Origin of the sequence: Aquisalimonas sp., from assembly GCF_007120195.1 — a bacterium.
In the GTDB taxonomy this organism is placed as follows: Bacteria; Pseudomonadota; Gammaproteobacteria; order Nitrococcales; family Aquisalimonadaceae; genus Aquisalimonas.
Window position 1 is genome coordinate 1 of record NZ_SKOG01000070.1, and the last position, 14,391, is coordinate 14,391.

The 14,391-nt window shown below is 64.7% G+C and carries 20 protein-coding genes and 2 pseudogenes; 12 read left to right on the forward strand and 10 right to left on the reverse strand.

Features of this window, described 5'->3' with window-relative positions:
- Positions 1 to 106 precede the first annotated feature (106 nt).
- Positions 107 to 1,222, forward strand: coding sequence for a GTP-binding protein (locus QZT63_RS05785; RefSeq protein ID WP_290649369.1), 1,116 nt, complete (start codon positions 107 to 109; stop codon positions 1,220 to 1,222).
- Between the two features lie 96 nt (positions 1,223 to 1,318).
- On the opposite strand, the gene QZT63_RS05790 is transcribed toward QZT63_RS05785, so the two are convergent.
- From QZT63_RS05790 to QZT63_RS05805, 4 genes are all read right to left on the reverse strand, one after another.
- On the reverse strand, positions 1,319 to 1,552 hold the full coding sequence (locus tag QZT63_RS05790) for a hypothetical protein (RefSeq protein WP_290649371.1): 234 nt from the start codon (positions 1,550 to 1,552) through the stop codon (positions 1,319 to 1,321).
- A gap of 260 nt (positions 1,553 to 1,812) precedes the next feature.
- Positions 1,813 to 1,944 (reverse strand): hypothetical protein, encoded by a 132-nt coding sequence (locus QZT63_RS05795; protein WP_290649373.1) that lies wholly within the window; start codon positions 1,942 to 1,944, stop codon positions 1,813 to 1,815.
- A gap of 61 nt (positions 1,945 to 2,005) precedes the next feature.
- Positions 2,006 to 3,325 (reverse strand): NAD(P)/FAD-dependent oxidoreductase, encoded by a 1,320-nt coding sequence (locus tag QZT63_RS05800; protein WP_290649375.1) that lies wholly within the window; start codon positions 3,323 to 3,325, stop codon positions 2,006 to 2,008.
- Positions 3,322 to 3,531 carry a hypothetical protein gene (locus QZT63_RS05805; RefSeq protein ID WP_290649377.1) on the reverse strand — a complete coding sequence of 70 codons (210 nt, stop codon included), beginning with the start codon at positions 3,529 to 3,531 and terminating at the stop codon, positions 3,322 to 3,324. The genes QZT63_RS05800 and QZT63_RS05805 overlap by 4 nt, the downstream gene beginning before the upstream one ends.
- A 96-nt stretch (positions 3,532 to 3,627) precedes the next feature.
- On the opposite strand from QZT63_RS05805, the gene QZT63_RS05810 reads away from it, so the two are divergent.
- Positions 3,628 to 4,110 (forward strand): MarR family transcriptional regulator, encoded by a 483-nt coding sequence (locus tag QZT63_RS05810; protein WP_290649379.1) that lies wholly within the window; start codon positions 3,628 to 3,630, stop codon positions 4,108 to 4,110.
- A 546-nt stretch (positions 4,111 to 4,656) separates the two neighbouring features.
- On the opposite strand, the gene QZT63_RS05815 is transcribed toward QZT63_RS05810, so the two are convergent.
- The 4 genes from QZT63_RS05815 to QZT63_RS05830 form a co-directional block, all read right to left on the reverse strand.
- Entirely contained in the window at positions 4,657 to 4,920 is a 264-nt protein-coding gene (locus QZT63_RS05815) for a Txe/YoeB family addiction module toxin (RefSeq protein WP_290649380.1), read from the reverse strand.
- Positions 4,917 to 5,159, reverse strand: coding sequence for a type II toxin-antitoxin system Phd/YefM family antitoxin (locus QZT63_RS05820; protein WP_290649381.1), 243 nt, complete (start codon positions 5,157 to 5,159; stop codon positions 4,917 to 4,919). The genes QZT63_RS05815 and QZT63_RS05820 overlap by 4 nt, the downstream gene beginning before the upstream one ends.
- Before the next feature lie 151 nt (positions 5,160 to 5,310).
- Entirely contained in the window at positions 5,311 to 5,517 is a 207-nt protein-coding gene (locus tag QZT63_RS05825) for a type II toxin-antitoxin system RelE/ParE family toxin (RefSeq protein WP_366636102.1), read from the reverse strand.
- A 9-nt stretch (positions 5,518 to 5,526) separates the two neighbouring features.
- Positions 5,527 to 5,712 (reverse strand): hypothetical protein, encoded by a 186-nt coding sequence (locus QZT63_RS05830; RefSeq protein WP_290649382.1) that lies wholly within the window; start codon positions 5,710 to 5,712, stop codon positions 5,527 to 5,529.
- A 202-nt stretch (positions 5,713 to 5,914) separates the two neighbouring features.
- Between QZT63_RS05830 and QZT63_RS05835 the strand changes: the two genes are divergently transcribed.
- The 3 genes and pseudogenes from QZT63_RS05835 to QZT63_RS05845 all read left to right on the forward strand — a co-directional run.
- Positions 5,915 to 6,703: an SDR family oxidoreductase gene (locus tag QZT63_RS05835; RefSeq protein WP_290649384.1), complete on the forward strand. Its 789-nt coding sequence runs from the start codon at positions 5,915 to 5,917 to the stop codon at positions 6,701 to 6,703.
- A 20-nt stretch (positions 6,704 to 6,723) separates the two neighbouring features.
- On the forward strand, positions 6,724 to 8,310 hold the full coding sequence (locus QZT63_RS05840) for a gamma-glutamyltransferase family protein (RefSeq protein ID WP_290649385.1): 1,587 nt from the start codon (positions 6,724 to 6,726) through the stop codon (positions 8,308 to 8,310).
- A 57-nt stretch (positions 8,311 to 8,367) separates the two neighbouring features.
- A pseudogene (locus QZT63_RS05845) lies at positions 8,368 to 8,568 on the forward strand (TRAP transporter large permease subunit); the annotation flags it as partial.
- 2 nt (positions 8,569 to 8,570) lie between these two features.
- On the opposite strand, the gene QZT63_RS20010 reads toward QZT63_RS05845, so the two are convergent.
- Positions 8,571 to 8,663 carry a DUF3237 family protein gene (locus QZT63_RS20010; protein ID WP_366636104.1) on the reverse strand — a complete coding sequence of 31 codons (93 nt, stop codon included), beginning with the start codon at positions 8,661 to 8,663 and terminating at the stop codon, positions 8,571 to 8,573.
- On the opposite strand from QZT63_RS20010, the gene QZT63_RS05850 reads away from it, so the two are divergent.
- The 6 genes and pseudogenes from QZT63_RS05850 to QZT63_RS05875 form a co-directional block, all read left to right on the forward strand.
- Complete coding sequence (locus QZT63_RS05850; RefSeq protein WP_366636107.1) at positions 8,625 to 8,825, forward strand: DUF892 family protein; 201 nt, start codon at positions 8,625 to 8,627, stop codon at positions 8,823 to 8,825. The genes QZT63_RS20010 and QZT63_RS05850 overlap by 39 nt on opposite strands.
- Positions 8,826 to 8,978: 153 nt before the next feature.
- Positions 8,979 to 9,137: a YqaE/Pmp3 family membrane protein gene (locus QZT63_RS05855; RefSeq protein WP_290649389.1), complete on the forward strand. Its 159-nt coding sequence runs from the start codon at positions 8,979 to 8,981 to the stop codon at positions 9,135 to 9,137.
- A gap of 48 nt (positions 9,138 to 9,185) precedes the next feature.
- Positions 9,186 to 9,665, forward strand: a complete 480-nt coding sequence (locus tag QZT63_RS05860) for a hypothetical protein (protein ID WP_290649391.1) — start codon at positions 9,186 to 9,188, stop codon at positions 9,663 to 9,665.
- A 68-nt stretch (positions 9,666 to 9,733) separates the two neighbouring features.
- Complete coding sequence (locus tag QZT63_RS05865) at positions 9,734 to 10,774, forward strand: TAXI family TRAP transporter solute-binding subunit (RefSeq protein ID WP_290649392.1); 1,041 nt, start codon at positions 9,734 to 9,736, stop codon at positions 10,772 to 10,774.
- A 100-nt stretch (positions 10,775 to 10,874) separates the two neighbouring features.
- On the forward strand, positions 10,875 to 12,854 hold the full coding sequence (locus QZT63_RS05870) for a TRAP transporter large permease subunit (protein WP_290649393.1): 1,980 nt from the start codon (positions 10,875 to 10,877) through the stop codon (positions 12,852 to 12,854).
- Between the two features lie 62 nt (positions 12,855 to 12,916).
- Positions 12,917 to 13,030: pseudogene (locus QZT63_RS05875) on the forward strand (transposase family protein); the annotation flags it as partial.
- 426 nt (positions 13,031 to 13,456) lie between these two features.
- Here QZT63_RS05875 and QZT63_RS05880 read toward each other — a convergent pair.
- Positions 13,457 to 13,642 carry a hypothetical protein gene (locus QZT63_RS05880; RefSeq protein ID WP_290649395.1) on the reverse strand — a complete coding sequence of 62 codons (186 nt, stop codon included), beginning with the start codon at positions 13,640 to 13,642 and terminating at the stop codon, positions 13,457 to 13,459.
- A 151-nt stretch (positions 13,643 to 13,793) separates the two neighbouring features.
- On the opposite strand from QZT63_RS05880, the gene QZT63_RS05885 reads away from it, so the two are divergent.
- On the forward strand, positions 13,794 to 14,391 hold a 598-nt coding region (locus QZT63_RS05885), incomplete at its 3' end, for a type I restriction-modification system subunit M N-terminal domain-containing protein (RefSeq protein WP_290649397.1).

Below are 14,391 nucleotides of genomic sequence, written 5' to 3' on the forward strand. Positions count from 1 at the left end.
GGCCGTCTCTATCAGACTCTCGAAGGGGACGCGCGATGTTACTATGTTACATATTGTTCGAGGCAGACGCTGGCTGGACCTGTCCACGCGGCGCACTGGAGGGGTTATGCGCGAGTCGCTCGACACGTTCCCGGTCACCGTGCTTACCGGCTCTCTCGGCAGCGGCAAGACCACGGTGCTCAACCACCTGGTCCGGCAGCCAGGGCTGCACCGAACGCTGGTGCTCATCAACGAGTTCGGCGAGATTGGGCTAGATCATGACCTGGTCACCCGCGGGAGCGAGGATGCCGTGTTCGTGGAAATGGCGAGCGGCTGCCTCTGCTGCACGATCCGGGGTGATCTTGTGCGCACGCTGCAGCAGGCGCCAGGGCGCTTCGCCCGGGACGGTCGTCCATGGTTCGACCGCGTCCTCATCGAGACGACGGGGCTCGCCGATCCGGCGCCCATTCTCCACACCCTGATGTCCGAGCCGCGGGTCGCCCGGCAGTACGAGCTTGATGGCGTGGTGACCGTTGTCGATGCCGTTAACGGCCTGGAGACGCTGGAACGCCATCCCGAGTCCGTGAAACAGGTGGCGATGGCCGATCGCCTGCTCCTGAGCAAGACCGACCTGATCGACGGGGAGATGCAGGTGGCACTGACCGCGCGCCTGGGCGCGCTCAATCCCGGCGCCGCCATCGAACTCGTCGTGCACGGCGCCGTGAGCCCGCAGCGGGTGCTGAAGCTTGGCCTCTACGATCCGCACAGCAAGTCGGTGGACGTGCAGCGCTGGCTGCAGGCAGAAGCGTTCGAGGACGCGAACGACCATCCTCATCACGACCACGACCCCCATAATCATGGCCATGACGTGAATCGCCACGGTGAGGACATCCACGCCTTCTGCGTGACTCGGGAGGAGCCGCTGCCTCTGGAGGCCCTGGAAGCGTGTCTTGACACCCTGAGCGCGACCCTGGGTGCCAATCTGCTGCGCGTGAAGGGGCTCCTGAATGTCGCCGGCTACCAGCGCCCGGTTGTGATCCACGGCGTCCAGCACTTTATGCACGCGGTGGACGTCCTCGATCACTGGCCGAGCGACGATCGCCGCACACGCATCGTGTTCATCACGCAGGGCATTGAACGCCGCAGCATCGAGGATCTGCTCAGCGCCTTTACCGGCAACGCCTCGTCGGGCGCGATGCGGCATCCGGTGGCCACCCGTGCCGGCGGCGAGGGCGCGGGATGAACTCGGCCAATACAAGTTGAGTGGCGACGGTGGTGTGTCCATCGACCACGGCAAGTACATCGTGGTCTGGAAGCAGGATGGCGGGAAGTGGAAGCTTCACCGCGACATCTGGAACAGCAGCCAGGCACCTGCATAAGCGGGAATCAACGATGACGCGCTGGCACCTGCTCCAGGATCGCTTTGCGGTCCAGCACCAACGGATCCGTGGTGAGCGGCTCCGCGGCGGAGTGCCTCCAGGCATTGCGGCGAGGTGACGCGGTTGGCGGGGTCATGCGCGTCGCTGCACTGGCGCAGCACGATGGTCGAGCCGTCATGCAGCACGACCGGCATCGCTTCACATCGTTGGAGGCGACACGGTGCGGCTCGATGGCCAGTTCCCAGAGCGCATTGCCCAGCGCGGCGGAGATCGAATCGTGCCCGCATCCCGCGCACAGCGTGGACATGCCGCCCGCGTAATCACGCGTGGTGAGTCTGAGCAAGTTGTCAGCCCATCTTTAACACACCTCTCAGAAACTATCGCCATGTCAGGGAATTACGCGCGTCGGTTGACGCCAGGGGCACTACAAACGGTTACAAACTGAAGTGCTGGCTCAGACGCTCATCTTGTTGATGCCGCCCGGGACGGGGTCGAGGTGAAGGGCCTGGTAGAGCGGAAGCTGGTCCGGCTCGGCGCGGGTCGCCTTGGGTACGTGCAGGGTACGCCCGTCAGCGCGGCTGAACACGGCGGTGATCCGGTATTGGCGCTCGAAGGTCTCGCGCGCGCGGCGTCAGCTGTGGTGATGGTCATGCTCGGCCAGCCGGTGGCGGATGAGCTGGACGAACTGATAGGCCAGCACGGTGATGAACAGGGGCCTCAGACCACGGCAACCGGTAGCCGTAGAGCCAGTCGAGGCTTCGCTCGCCGACCTTCGACAGGACCAGTCCGAGCGCCCGATCACGGAGCCACGTGGAGACTGGCCCGAGCGGCTTCAGGCCGGGTGCGCTCCGGCGGCCATGACGCACCGCCGCCTCTGCTCGCCCCCGGCGGCCCACCTCGTAGCGCTCGAAGGCCGCCTGCGGAGCGAAGCTGCGTCCCTTTGCGACGGCAGCTTCCTCGCGAAGCTTCATGGCGAGATAGAGCGCGTCCTCGAGTGCGATCGATGCGCCAACACCGGCGTGGGGGCTCATCGCGTGCACCGCATCCCCCACGAGCACAATACGTCCTCTCCACCACCGCGGCAGGGTAGGGATCTCGTGGATGGGTGTCGCCAGGAGCTCCGAGGTGTTTCGGAGGAGCGTGGGGATCGGCTCGTGCCAGTCCCCGTGCATCTCGCGAAGCTCGCGAGCGAGGGGGCCTCGCATAAGGCTGGCAAGCTCTGCTCGCCCGGGAATCTCCGAACGGGCAATACGGCTCCACCACGCCCACCGTTCACCGTCGGGGTGAGTGTTGCAATACCCGAAGCTTCCCGAGGAACCGAGCGTGATATTGATCGCTGCGCGTTCTCTTGCCTCGGACAGGACCGAGGCGCCGACGGGCAGGAACCCGCCCACGGCGACCACTCCCGTATACTCGCTTACCGGCGCACCGCCGAGGACGAAACGCCGGGTCCTGGAGTGGGTCCCGTCCGCCCCAACGACGAAGTCCCCGTGGACCCACGTGCCATCCTCAAAGCGTACTGCCACGCCGTCTCCCTCGTGAGAGACGGCCTCGAGACTTCGACCGTACTCAGTGGAGATCCCCTCCCGGTGCAGCGCCTCCAAAAGTACCCGGTGAAGCCTGGCCCGGGCCAGGGCGACGCTCGGCATCCCGTGGTCTTCGATCCTTCCGTTCCGGTAGCGAGTCAAGAGCTCGCCGTTGGCCCGCCGGAAGGCGATCTCCGGGACACGTGCCCCAAGTGCCAGGACCTGCTCCGCGAGCCCAAGCTCTTGCAGCACGTTCAGCCCGTTCGGCGTGAGCGAGAGCCCTCCTCCCTCTTCCTCGTAGGCCGACCGGGCCTCGAAGACGGTGACTTCGACCCCGATACGCTTGAGGAAGAGCGCGACGGCGGGCCCAGCGATTCCTCCACCCACAACCAGCGCCCGGGGCATCCAGTTCGCCCCAGTGTTCGCCCGAGTGGCGGTCATAGATCACCTTTCGTGTCGGATTCCGTCCGCGACTCTAGCGCGCTGAGCCGCTCAGAAAGCCGGTTCAGCTCAGCCCTCAGTTCGTCGTCTCCCTGCTGCCCCTCCTGGAGGGCGCGCCCCTTTCCGATATCCAGCACCTGCCAGAGAATGACGATGGCTACCAGGCCGGCCATCACGATCACGGAAACCCAAACGATTTCGCTCATAATCTTTCCCTCCGTTACATCCGGGCCTGGACCCGGAGCGTGTTTCGGTGTAAATTTACCTTTACGGCAAACTTACTTTATAGACGGGTATCTTGAGTGTCAAGCGTAATTAAGAACGATCTCATACAACGACTTGGGCAGGAGGTCCGCCGCGAGCAGGAGGATGTGCAGGCATTCGATGAAGCGGCAGCCGCCCATCTCGGTATCCACCTGACTGATCTCCGGGTTCTCGGCATCCTCGACCGCCTGGGCACCGCGTCGGCAAGCGTCCTGGCGCGTGAAGCCGGCCTGACTACCGGTTCCACGACCACGCTGGTGGACCGCCTCGAACGCGCCGGCTACGCTCGTCGCTCGCGCGACGACCGGGACCGACGGCGCGTCTTCATCGAGCTCACGGAACACGCCCGCCAGCGCATAGAGCCCATCTGGGGACCGCTGGCTGAAGAGGGTCTCAAGCTCATGAACGGCTATTCGGAGGAGGAACTCCGACTCATCATCGACTACCTCGAGCAAAGCCGGACACTCCTCGAGAAACACCGGAAGCGGGTCGTGGAGATGAGCGCAGGCGGAGATCGTTAGGGGCGGCCTCACGGATCCAGAGCCCCACGAGAGACCGATGCTCCGGGCTGTCGGCAGGCTGACACCGCCCGTGACTTCAACTCGGGAGTTCCCGCGGGGTCGGAACCAGGGCTTTCGTAGGAGCCGAGGACTGAGAGCGACTCAAACGAAGTACCAACCGAGCCAACGCTTAAGCGGCGCACACGGTGCTGTCACGATCACACCATAACGTTGCAATGAACACCGCCGTGAAACAGGCCACTGGCCTGTACATGTAGTCCGGCTTGCAGCCAAGTTCCTCAGCTCCGCCAATTGATACAGTTCCAAATTGAGTTTCAATTTTTGAAATGTCGCCAGCTCGAGACGTCACTGCGTCTATCAGCCTACGGAGATTGGGTCTAAAAACGACGATCCCGATAATGAAAACTACCGGCCACGAGATCAGCATTTTTAGTAGCTCGAGTACGCTGTTCACGATGTTTCTGCTGCTCTAACGCACAGCTTTGCGGCAATTTTGGAGCCGCGCAGCGGTGGAAAAATTGTCCGGTAACAGCAGCTGGTTATGCATTATTCGTAATGACTCCAGAGCCGGAGAACTTTCACCACTCGCTCCTCCTCAAGCACTTGGTACACCAAACGATGCTGGATATTGATCCTGCGTGAGTAGGCTCCTGCAAGATCACCAACGAGCTTCTCAAACGGAGGCGGCTTTCGATAGGGATCTTCTGAGATCAATACCAGCAATTCCTGCGCTTTTGGTTTTAGGCCGCTGGAGGCCAACTTCTTTGCATCTTTCTGGGCTTGCTTGGTGTAGACCAACTTCCATGTCACCAGTCCAGCTCCTCATCGCATTTATCAACAGGGGTATCCATCCCCTCACGAATAGACTCACGCATACCCGGGACAGAGAGCAGGTAAAGCGTTTCCTGAATGGCAGCCCAATCTTCTTCGGACACCAAGACAGCTTTATTCCGCTTACCTGTGATGACAATTGGTTGGTGGGACTCGGCGGCTTCATCAATCAATCGATAAAGGTTGCTGCGCGCCTCAGTGGCAGTGATTCCGGTCATGACGCACCTCTAGTGTGTTCAACTTCCCACCAGTGTACGCCTTTTCGTACGTGCGTCAAGGCGCACGTATTTGCATAATGTTAGGCATGAGCGGCGGCCGAAAAGCGCCAGCTTTTTTAGCCCGCCGTTCCATGCCCTTGTTGGGCTCAAACTACTTGATGTAGCGTTCAATCTCGATGGCGCCGTGAAACACGCCGAGTATATCGATGTTCTTGTCCGGCTTGATGAGGTAAGCGATGCGGTAGTGTCCGTAGGGTAGGAGGCGGACCTCGCGGCCTGGGAGGGCTTCATGCGGGTGGCCAATCTGCGGGAAGTCGGCTAGCACCTGCGCCTTCCGGAAGATGCCTTTGGGCTTCAGCGGTCCAGTTCAGCTCCGCCACGAGCGGATGCGCTCCTGCATCTCCTGGTTGCCAATGCTGCGGTCTGCGTCAGAGTCCTCAAGGCCGCGGTCGACCATCCGAGCAAGCGCCAGCTCTCGCATGATGTCCTCGTAGGAACGGTCCTCGGACTGTGCCTCGATGATCCGGGCCATCTGTTCTTTCGCGGTAGCCATGCCCACCTCCTCGTCACTGCTGCGGCCCAAGCGGCGCGGCCACGTCGTCGGGATGGCTTCGTGCCCCGTGGCGCCATCCAGAGGCGATCAGTGAATCGCAGCGACTGCCGAACCAAGGGTCGACTCCGATGAGCAGAGACTAACGGCCGCCGAAAAGGTGCTTATACTGCCTAGACGCCCCGACATCGAGGGGAGGAATGTCATGGACCTTGAACTGCACCAACGCACGGCGGTGGTCCTGGGCGCGAGCCGCGGTCTCGGCAAGGCGATCGCCGCCTCGCTTGCCGCGGAAGGCGCGAATGTTCTGTTGACTGCCCGCTCGGGTGACGCCCTGGAAGGCGCCGCCGCGGAACTCGACGCGCTGGGCAGCGGCCGCATCGGCTACCACGCAGCGGACCTGGCGGAGCCGGGCACGCCGGCGGCGATCCACGCCGCGGCGGAGAAACAGCTGGGTCCGGTGGACATCCTGGTCAACAATGGCGGCGGCCCTCCGCCCGGGCCGATCGCCGACACTGAGCGCGCCACCTGGGACGAGCAGTTCCGCAGCATGGTGGCGCCACTGTTCGAGCTCGCCGGACTCGTGCTGCCGGGCATGCGGGAGCGCGGCTGGGGGCGCATCCTGACGGTGGTCTCCAGCGGCGTGGTACAGCCGATCCCCAGCCTCGGCATCTCCAACGCTCTGCGTAGCAGCATCGTCGGCTGGAGCAAGAGCCTGGCCAACGAGGTTGGCGGCGACGGCGTCACCGTCAACTGCCTGGCCCCGGGGCGTATCGCCACCGACCGCACGGCGTCGCTGGACGCCAAGGCCGCGGAGCGCCAGGGGATCTCCGTTGCGGATGTGGAGCGCAACTCCCGCGCCCTGATTCCCGTGGGGCGCTACGGCGATCCGCGGGAGTTCGGCGACACCGCCGCCTTCCTGCTTTCGCCGCGCGGCAGCTATATTACGGGGAGCGTGGTCCGGGTCGACGGCGGCCTGGTCAAATCGGTCTGACCGGCGCCGAGGAGCGCGTCATGCAATTCGAGCAGCCGTACGGCTCGCGCCGCAGCCCGGTGCTCGGCGACAACGTGGTCGCCACCTCCCAGCCGCTGGCCGCCCAGGCCGGGCTGGACGCGCTGACCGCGGGCGGCAACGCCGTGGATGCGGCGCTGGCCGCGGCCATTGCGCTGACCGTCGTCGAGCCCACCGGCAACGGTCTGGGCAGCGACGCCTTCGCCATCGTCCACGACGGCGAGGGCCTGCACGGGCTCAACGCCAGCGGCCGGTCCCCGGCCGCCTGGATGCCGGAGCGGTTCTCCGGGTACGAGGCCATGCCGCTGAGTGGCTGGGAATCGGTGACCACGCCGGGCGCTGTCTCCGCCTGGGTCGCCCTGTCGGAGCGCTTCGGCGCGCTCCCCTTCCCCCGCCTGTTCGAGCGTGCCATCGCCTACGCAGAAGGGGGCTTCCCGGTCTCGCCGGTGATCGCAACGCTCTGGGCCAACGGCGCCCGGGAGATGCGCGAGCAGCCCGGTTTCGCCGACGCCCTGATGCCCGGCGGACAGCCCCCGCGGGCCGGGGAGCGTTTCACCAACCCGGACCAGGCGCGGACCCTGCAGCGGATCGCCGCGTCCCGCGGCGAGGACTTCTACCACGGTGATCTGGCCGAGCGGATTGCCGCCGCGGCGGCGAACAACGGCGCGGCGCTCAACGCCCACGACCTGGCGGCGCACCGCTGCGACTGGTGCGGTACCGTCTCCCTGCCCTACGGTGGAGTGCGGGCTCACGAGATCCCTCCCAACGGGCAGGGAATCGCGGCCCTGATCGCCCTCGGTATCCTGGAGCACACCGAGCTGCGCGAGATCGGCCCCGACAGCGTCGCCGGCCTGCACCTGCAGATCGAGGCAATGAAGTTGGCGCTTGCCGACGCCTACGCCCATGTGGCGGATCCCGACCATATGACCGTAACCAGCGCCGCCTTGCTTGACCCGGCCTACCTGGAGAGCCGCGCCGCGCTGATCGACCGCGACCGGGCGGGTGATCCGGGGCACGGCACGCCGCAGCCGGGCGGCACGGTTTATCTCAGCGCGGCCGACGCCAGCGGGCGGATGGTCTCCTTCATCCAGTCCAACTACCTGGGATTCGGCTCCGGCGTCGTGGTCCCCGGGACGGGGATCCTCATGCAGGGGCGGGCCGGCGGGTTCACCCTCGAGCCGGGTCACCCCAACCGGGTCGGTCCGGCCAAACGGCCCTTCCACACGATCATCCCGGGGTTCATCACCACGGGCGACGGCGCGCCGCTCACCAGCTACGGGGTCATGGGCGGGCCGATTCAGGCGCAGGGGCATGTCCAGATGGTGATCCGCATGGTGGACTTCGACCAGAACCCGCAGACCGCCTGTGATGCACCCCGCTGGCGGGTACTCGCCGAGCGTCGCGTGGCCGTGGAGGAGGCGTTGCCGGAGTCCGTCCGCTCTGGGCTGGCCGACCTGGGCCACGAACTCAAGGTGGAGGCCCCGGAGGCCGCCTTTGGCTTCGGCGGCGCGCAGGTTGTGCATCGCCTGGACGGGGGGTACGTAGCCGGCTCCGACCCGCGGAAGGACGGCCAGGCGGTGGTGTACTGAGCACAGCCACCACGGTCCCCGGCCAGCGGCGCGCGGTGGCCATGCGACGGGCGTTGGTTTCCCCGGGTCAAGGCGGCGGCGGTGGAGACTGCCTCCTCGCTCGGCGGCCAGATGATGCCGCCCTTGATGGGGATCGCCGCCTTCATGATGGCGGAGTTCCTGGGGGTCAGCTATTTCGAGCTGGTGGCGCGCGGCTTCGGCCCGGCGATCATCTATTTCCTGGACGTCAGCGTCGCCGTCTACCTCCTGGCCGTGCGTTTTCAGTCGTGCACGAGCTGCCAGTTGGCGCCGAGGTCGAGGACGGTGCCGGAGAGCTGCTCGCCCGTGACCGTGCCGCCGACGATCGGGATGATGCTTACGAGATCGCCGGCTACGGCACCGCCCGCACCTTCGCCGAGCGCGTCGGTAAGCCGGAGGTCGCCCGTCTGTTCCAGGGGACGCTGGACGGAGAGGGCACTGCGAATGGGAAGCTGACCCGCGTCGCCGAATCGGCGGTCAACCCGCAGGCGGCGTGAACGACTGCCGCCGCAGGTTCGGCTTCGTGTGAAGCTGATTAATCACCCACGATCGGCGGCCGGCTGGAGCGAAGTTCGGGCCGGTTGGTTTTAGACCGATGCCCGCCGCCGACCGGGCGCGAGGCAGTCCATGAAACCTAAAAGGAGCAGACGATGGACATCGTTCGCGTCATTCTCGCCATTCTGTTGCCCCCGTTGGGCGTATTCCTGCAGGTGGGCCTGGGCGTCCACTTCTGGTTGAACATTCTGCTGACGATCCTGGGCTACATCCCCGGCATCATCCACGCGCTGTACATCATTCTGCGTGACTGAGCGGCCGGACAAACCCAAATCAGGAGGCGCTGTGGTTCGCGATACATTGTGCTGACGATACTGCTGGTGGCGGGTGTGATCGTGCTCTACTTGGCGCGTCACATCCTGCTGGCGGCGCTGCTAGGTTTCGTGCTGGCGAATCTGCTCTATCACATGGGCGTGTGGACCGCCGGTCGCACTGGGGCGCATTGGGCGATCTGGACCAGCGTCTATCTGGCGATCGGTGTGGGCCTCCTTGCGATCATCGCCAGATACGGCGCACCAGTGATCACCGAACAGGGGTCGGCGTTCGGCAAGACCCTGGGCGAGGCGATGGTCATGACCCGCACCTGGCTGGAGCAGCGGCACTGGGGTCAGCGGCTGCTGGAAGCCAACGGGGACAGCGCCGACGTCGGCCAGCGGCTGATGTCCGTGACGGCAAACTTCCTCGGCAGCATCTGGAATTCGCTTGGATTCGTGCCCCGTGGCGCCACTCAGCCGCGATTGGTGAGTCGAAGCGACTGCCGGATCAGGTGTCGACACCGATGAGCAGAGACTACCGGCCGCCGAAATGGTGTTTATACTGCCTATACGCCAATCAAATGGGAGGTTCTGCCGTGAAACGATTGACTGTTTCCACCGTCGCCGGTCTGGCGGTCGCCGGGGCGGCCCTGGCCGGACAGCCGGGCAGCGCCGTCGCTCAGGACGAGGTGACCGAACTGCGCTGGGCCACCTCTTCGGTCGGGTCTGCCGGGCACCGCGCCAAGGTCAACCTCATGGCCGTGCTGAATCGCGAACTGGACGGTTACAACATCACAGTCATGCCGACGGCGGGCGCGATCGCCACGATTCGCGGCTACGCCATGGGCCAGTTCGACGGCTACTACGGCGCCAGCATCGCCTTCTGGGAGTTGTCGGAGGACAGCGGCCGCTTCCAGGGCTTCCGCGATGAGATGGAGCGCGCGCCGGTGCAGTCGTTCTGGGCCTATACGATGGAAGTCGGCCTTGCCGTGCGGGCGCGCGATCACGACAGCTACGATGGCTGGCGCGATCTGTCCGGAAGTCCGGTCTTCACCGGACCCGCCCCCTGGGATGTGCGCGCGCAGCTCGAACGCGCGATGAACACGCTGGAGGTCGGCCACGAGTACCGTGAGCTGGATCTTGGCTTGGCCGGGGCGTCGCTGGATGACGGCACGATCGACGCCTTCATCGCCTATACCGGCGCTGAGACGGCTCCCGCCCCCTGGATCACGGAGGCGGAGATGTCTGTGGAAATGGCCATCCTCAATCCCAGCGAGGAAGAAGCGGAGATCTTGCGGGAAGCCGGGATGGAACTGGTGTCCATCGACCCGGGGAACTTCCAGACCGACGTGGGTGTGGACGAAGCACACTTCGTGCCGTTCTTTTACGGCTTCCACGTTGGGCTGGATGTGCCCGCCGAGGATGTCTACCGGATGCTCACGGTTATCGAAGAACATGCCGACGAGTTGACAAGCGCGGACGCCATCTTCGCGCAGCTCGCGGATGACATGCCGGAAATCCAGCGGCGCGGTGTGGAGTCGTCCGCCGACACCGTGGAAATCCATCCGGGGCTCGCACAGTATATGCGCGACCGCGATGTCTGGGACTCGGCCTGGGACGACCGGATCGCCGAGTGATTTGGAGCGGTTCATGGCTCACACGCCATGTACCGCACACGTCCCAAGGGGTGAGCCGCCGGGGCGCCGCTTTCGGGTATAGCCACGAGTGACCAAGCGCATGAGTGATCGAGCGGCGGAAGAAACGGCGTCCGGGCCCCTCTCATTGCCCCAGCGCATCGCGACGTGGGTTTTCTACGCGGTTGCGCTGGTGTTTTTTGTTTATTTGGTCCGCTATTACCTCACCGGGGCAGGCGGGCCGTCGGAACTCGCCGTCACCATGGTTCCGGTTGCGATTGGTTTGGTGTACTTGAACGATGCGCGCAACGGTCACCTCTATCCGCGCCTCGGTCCCTGGTTCGGCTTGGCGGCGGGGCTTGCCTATCTTGCGATCTGTATCGCCGCCGCGACCTATTTGATCCGCGAGTTCGAGGCGATCCGCATCTTCCGCGTCGGCTTCTGGAACACGCAGGACCTTTTGGCGGGCGGTGTCGTGGCGTTGCTGGTGCTGGAGTACACGCGGCGCAAGTACCTGCCGGTGTTCATCGTCAATGTGCTGCTGATCCTCTACACCGTTTACGGCTACGTCATTCCGGGGATGTTCCACCATCCCGGCATTTCCTGGACCCGCGTCATAACCGCGTCGAGCCTGGAGATGAGTACCGGCGTCTTCGAACGCCTCGCGCAGTTGGGGCTGACCCTGATCGGCTCCTTCATTCTGGTGCTCAGCGTGCTGCGCGGCTTCGACTGCATCGACTCCATCCTCAAGGGGAGCAGCCGTCTTGCGGTTCGCTCGCCGAACCTGTTGCCGCAGTCGGCGGTGATCGGCTCCTTCGGCGTGGCGGCGGTGAGCGGAAGCGGCGCGGCGAATGCGGCGACGACCGGGACCGCCACGATTCCAGCGCTCATCAACGCGGGCTTTCCCCGCGTCAAGGCGGCGGCGGTGGAGACGGCCTCCTCGCTCGGCGGCCAGTTGATGCCGCCCTTGATGGGGATCGCCGCCTTCATGATGGCGGAGTTCATGGGGGTCAGCTATTTCGAGGTGGTGGCGCGCGGCTTCGGCCCGGCGATCATCTATTTCCTGGGCGTCAGCGTCGCCGTCTACCTCCTGGCCGTGCGTTTTCAGTCGCGCATGGTGGCGCCCGAGGTGGAGCCGATGCGGATGCTGGACTGGGTCAATATCGCGGCCTACCTGCTGGGCGTCGCAGGGTTGATCTATCTCATGGGCTTTGCGCGGCTGCCGGCGCTGACCTCGGCGCAGACGGTCTTCTTCTGGCTGCTGGGCGGTTTGACCGTGCTGTTCCTGGCGCAGCGCATCTGGAACCGGCGCTGGCAAATCGCGGAGCTGATAGGCCCGTTCCGCAAGCTGGTCGAGACCTTTTCGCTGACCACGGCGGAGTTGACGGTTTTGCTGGCGGCGCTTGGCATTCTCACGGCGATGTTCACCGTCACGGGGGTGCCCACCAAGGTTGGCGTTCTGATTATGACGGTGGCGGAGATTCACGTGATCCTGATGGTGCTGGTGGCCTTCGCCTTCGGCTATCTGGTGGGCATGGGGCTGCCGGTCGCGCCGACCTATATCATCGTCGCGGTGGTGATCGCGCCCTTCATGATCCGCGCCGGGATCGATCCCTGGGTGGTGCATTTCTTCGCCTTTTTCGTGGCGGTCTTCGGCGAGCTTTCGCCGCCCACCTCGGTGACGGCGGCGGTGACATCGCGGATCGCCGATGCCTCCTTCATGGGAACGATGGTTGCATCCCTCGGCCTATGCATTCCCCTGCTCTTGATGATGGCGGCGGTCTTCACCCGGCCGGAGTTGGTGGTGGAGCCCGGCATGGCGCAGGTCGTGGCGGGTGTCCTGGTGGGAATCGGCTGTCTAGGGGTGATCCTGGCCCTGCAAGGCAAGTTCCACGGCAACGTGTGGATGGATCGCGGCTTACGGGCCGGGGTGGCGGTGCTTTCGCTGGCGGCACTGCTGCATCCGGACGATACGATTGCATGGATTCTGGCCGGGCTCGTCGTGCTCGCGCTCGCCGCGGGACTGGTCCGGGCGCACCGGATACGGCAGGAACGCCTCGCGGCAGTGGCTCAGGGATCGTAAGCCGGGGGCTGCGCCGGAAGCGCCCTCGGACTCCCGCGCAGCGAAAAAAAACGCCATACCCACAGGTGGAGGTGCCCTGGGCGCGCGCGGGCAGCGGGTTTACGCTGCTGTTCGAGGCGCTGGTGATCACGTTGTGCCCTCAGATGCCGGTGAACACGGTCGCCCGCCATCTGGGCGTGGGTGACGACGGGCCCGGCATCACTTTATGCCACAACATCCTGGGTTCGAGCAGCTTGAGCATCCATGGCGACTACCCACACAAAGCGCGAAGGAGCCTGAAATCCAGGACGCACATACGCAAGATTTTGACGAACAGCAGGAGCACGCATGGGAATTTGAGTCAGCCAGACAGGTTGGAACCAAAGTGGTGTAGGCGGTTACCGGATGTAATGAGGAGTGCTTGGCGCAGCAGATTCAAAATGACTATAAGGACTTGTTTGCTGCAGACGATAAAAGCCTCAACCGTGCGCGACTGCGAGCGGATTCCAATTACGCCATGAACCGGGTCCTCCCGCCTGACCGCAACGCGATGGGGATTCAATAAGCGCTACCTGACCGATCTCTGTCAGCCAGCCGGAGCACGCTTGTGGCCGACTACACCTTCACCGCAGGCCACCGCAGGCACCCTCATCCCGGGCGAGCCACGCGCTTTCGTCGCCGGCTCGATAAGCACGGGCGAGCGGATTGCCACCAGAATCTGGCTGTTCGAGGGCGAGCACGTGCTGGCGACCGCCGACGTCGACGGCGAGATCGCGGCGCTCACGGCCCCGGCGGTGGTGCTGGGACATGCGGCCGCGGCAGTCTCACGACGCGGACACGTCTTGGGATCCAGAGCCCTCGAACTGGGGACTACTGAACCGCCCGGATCTCTACTATGCTAGCGGGTCGACGAAAACGCCCGCGCCACCCCCGGCAAACACAACCATACGAAGAGCCACTATGCCCCTTACGCTGCCGCAGCTTGAGCGCCACCTCTTCCGCGCCGCCGACATCCTGCGCGGCAAGATGGACGCCTCGGAGTTCAAGGAATACATCTTCGGCATGCTGTTCGTGAAGCGCTGCTCGGACGTGTTCGAGGCGCGCCATGAGGAGATCGTCGCGGACCAGATGGCGCGGGGCGAGAGCGAGGGGTCGGCCCGGGAGATCGCCGACATGAAGGGCTGGTTCGGCGAGACGTTCTACGTGCCGGCGCAGTCGCGCTGGGACTTCCTGCTCAACGAGGCCCACCACAACGTGGGCGATTACCTGAACAAGGCCCTGTCCGGCCTGGAGAGCCAGAACTACAGCCTGGCCGGGGTGCTGGAGCACATCGACTTCACCCGCAAGGTCGGCTCCGGGAAAATCTCGGACAACCGCCTGCGCGATCTCATTGTCCACTTCGGCCAGTACCGCCTGCGCAACGAGGACTTCGAGTTCCCCGACCTGCTCGGCGCGGCTTACGAATACCTCATCCGCGACTTCGCCGACTCCGCCGGGAAGAAGGGCGGCGAGTTCTACACGCCCCGGCCGGTGGTCCGCATGATGGTGCGCCTGGTCA

Coding starts and splice junctions, on each gene's coding strand:
- QZT63_RS05785 (WP_290649369.1), top strand. CDS start 107: ATGCGCGAGTCGCTCGACACGTTCCCGGTCACCGTGCTTACCGGCTCT.
- QZT63_RS05790 (WP_290649371.1), bottom strand. CDS start 1,552: ATGCCGGTCGTGCTGCATGACGGCTCGACCATCGTGCTGCGCCAGTGC.
- QZT63_RS05800 (WP_290649375.1), bottom strand. CDS start 3,325: ATGACCGCCACTCGGGCGAACACTGGGGCGAACTGGATGCCCCGGGCG.
- QZT63_RS05805 (WP_290649377.1), bottom strand. CDS start 3,531: ATGAGCGAAATCGTTTGGGTTTCCGTGATCGTGATGGCCGGCCTGGTA.
- QZT63_RS05820 (WP_290649381.1), bottom strand. CDS start 5,159: ATGACCGGAATCACTGCCACTGAGGCGCGCAGCAACCTTTATCGATTG.
- QZT63_RS05830 (WP_290649382.1), bottom strand. CDS start 5,712: ATGGCTACCGCGAAAGAACAGATGGCCCGGATCATCGAGGCACAGTCC.
- QZT63_RS05835 (WP_290649384.1), top strand. CDS start 5,915: ATGGACCTTGAACTGCACCAACGCACGGCGGTGGTCCTGGGCGCGAGC.
- QZT63_RS05840 (WP_290649385.1), top strand. CDS start 6,724: ATGCAATTCGAGCAGCCGTACGGCTCGCGCCGCAGCCCGGTGCTCGGC.
- QZT63_RS05855 (WP_290649389.1), top strand. CDS start 8,979: ATGGACATCGTTCGCGTCATTCTCGCCATTCTGTTGCCCCCGTTGGGC.
- QZT63_RS05870 (WP_290649393.1), top strand. CDS start 10,875: ATGAGTGATCGAGCGGCGGAAGAAACGGCGTCCGGGCCCCTCTCATTG.
- QZT63_RS05880 (WP_290649395.1), bottom strand. CDS start 13,642: ATGTCCCAGCACCACCGCCGGGGCCGTGAGCGCCGCGATCTCGCCGTC.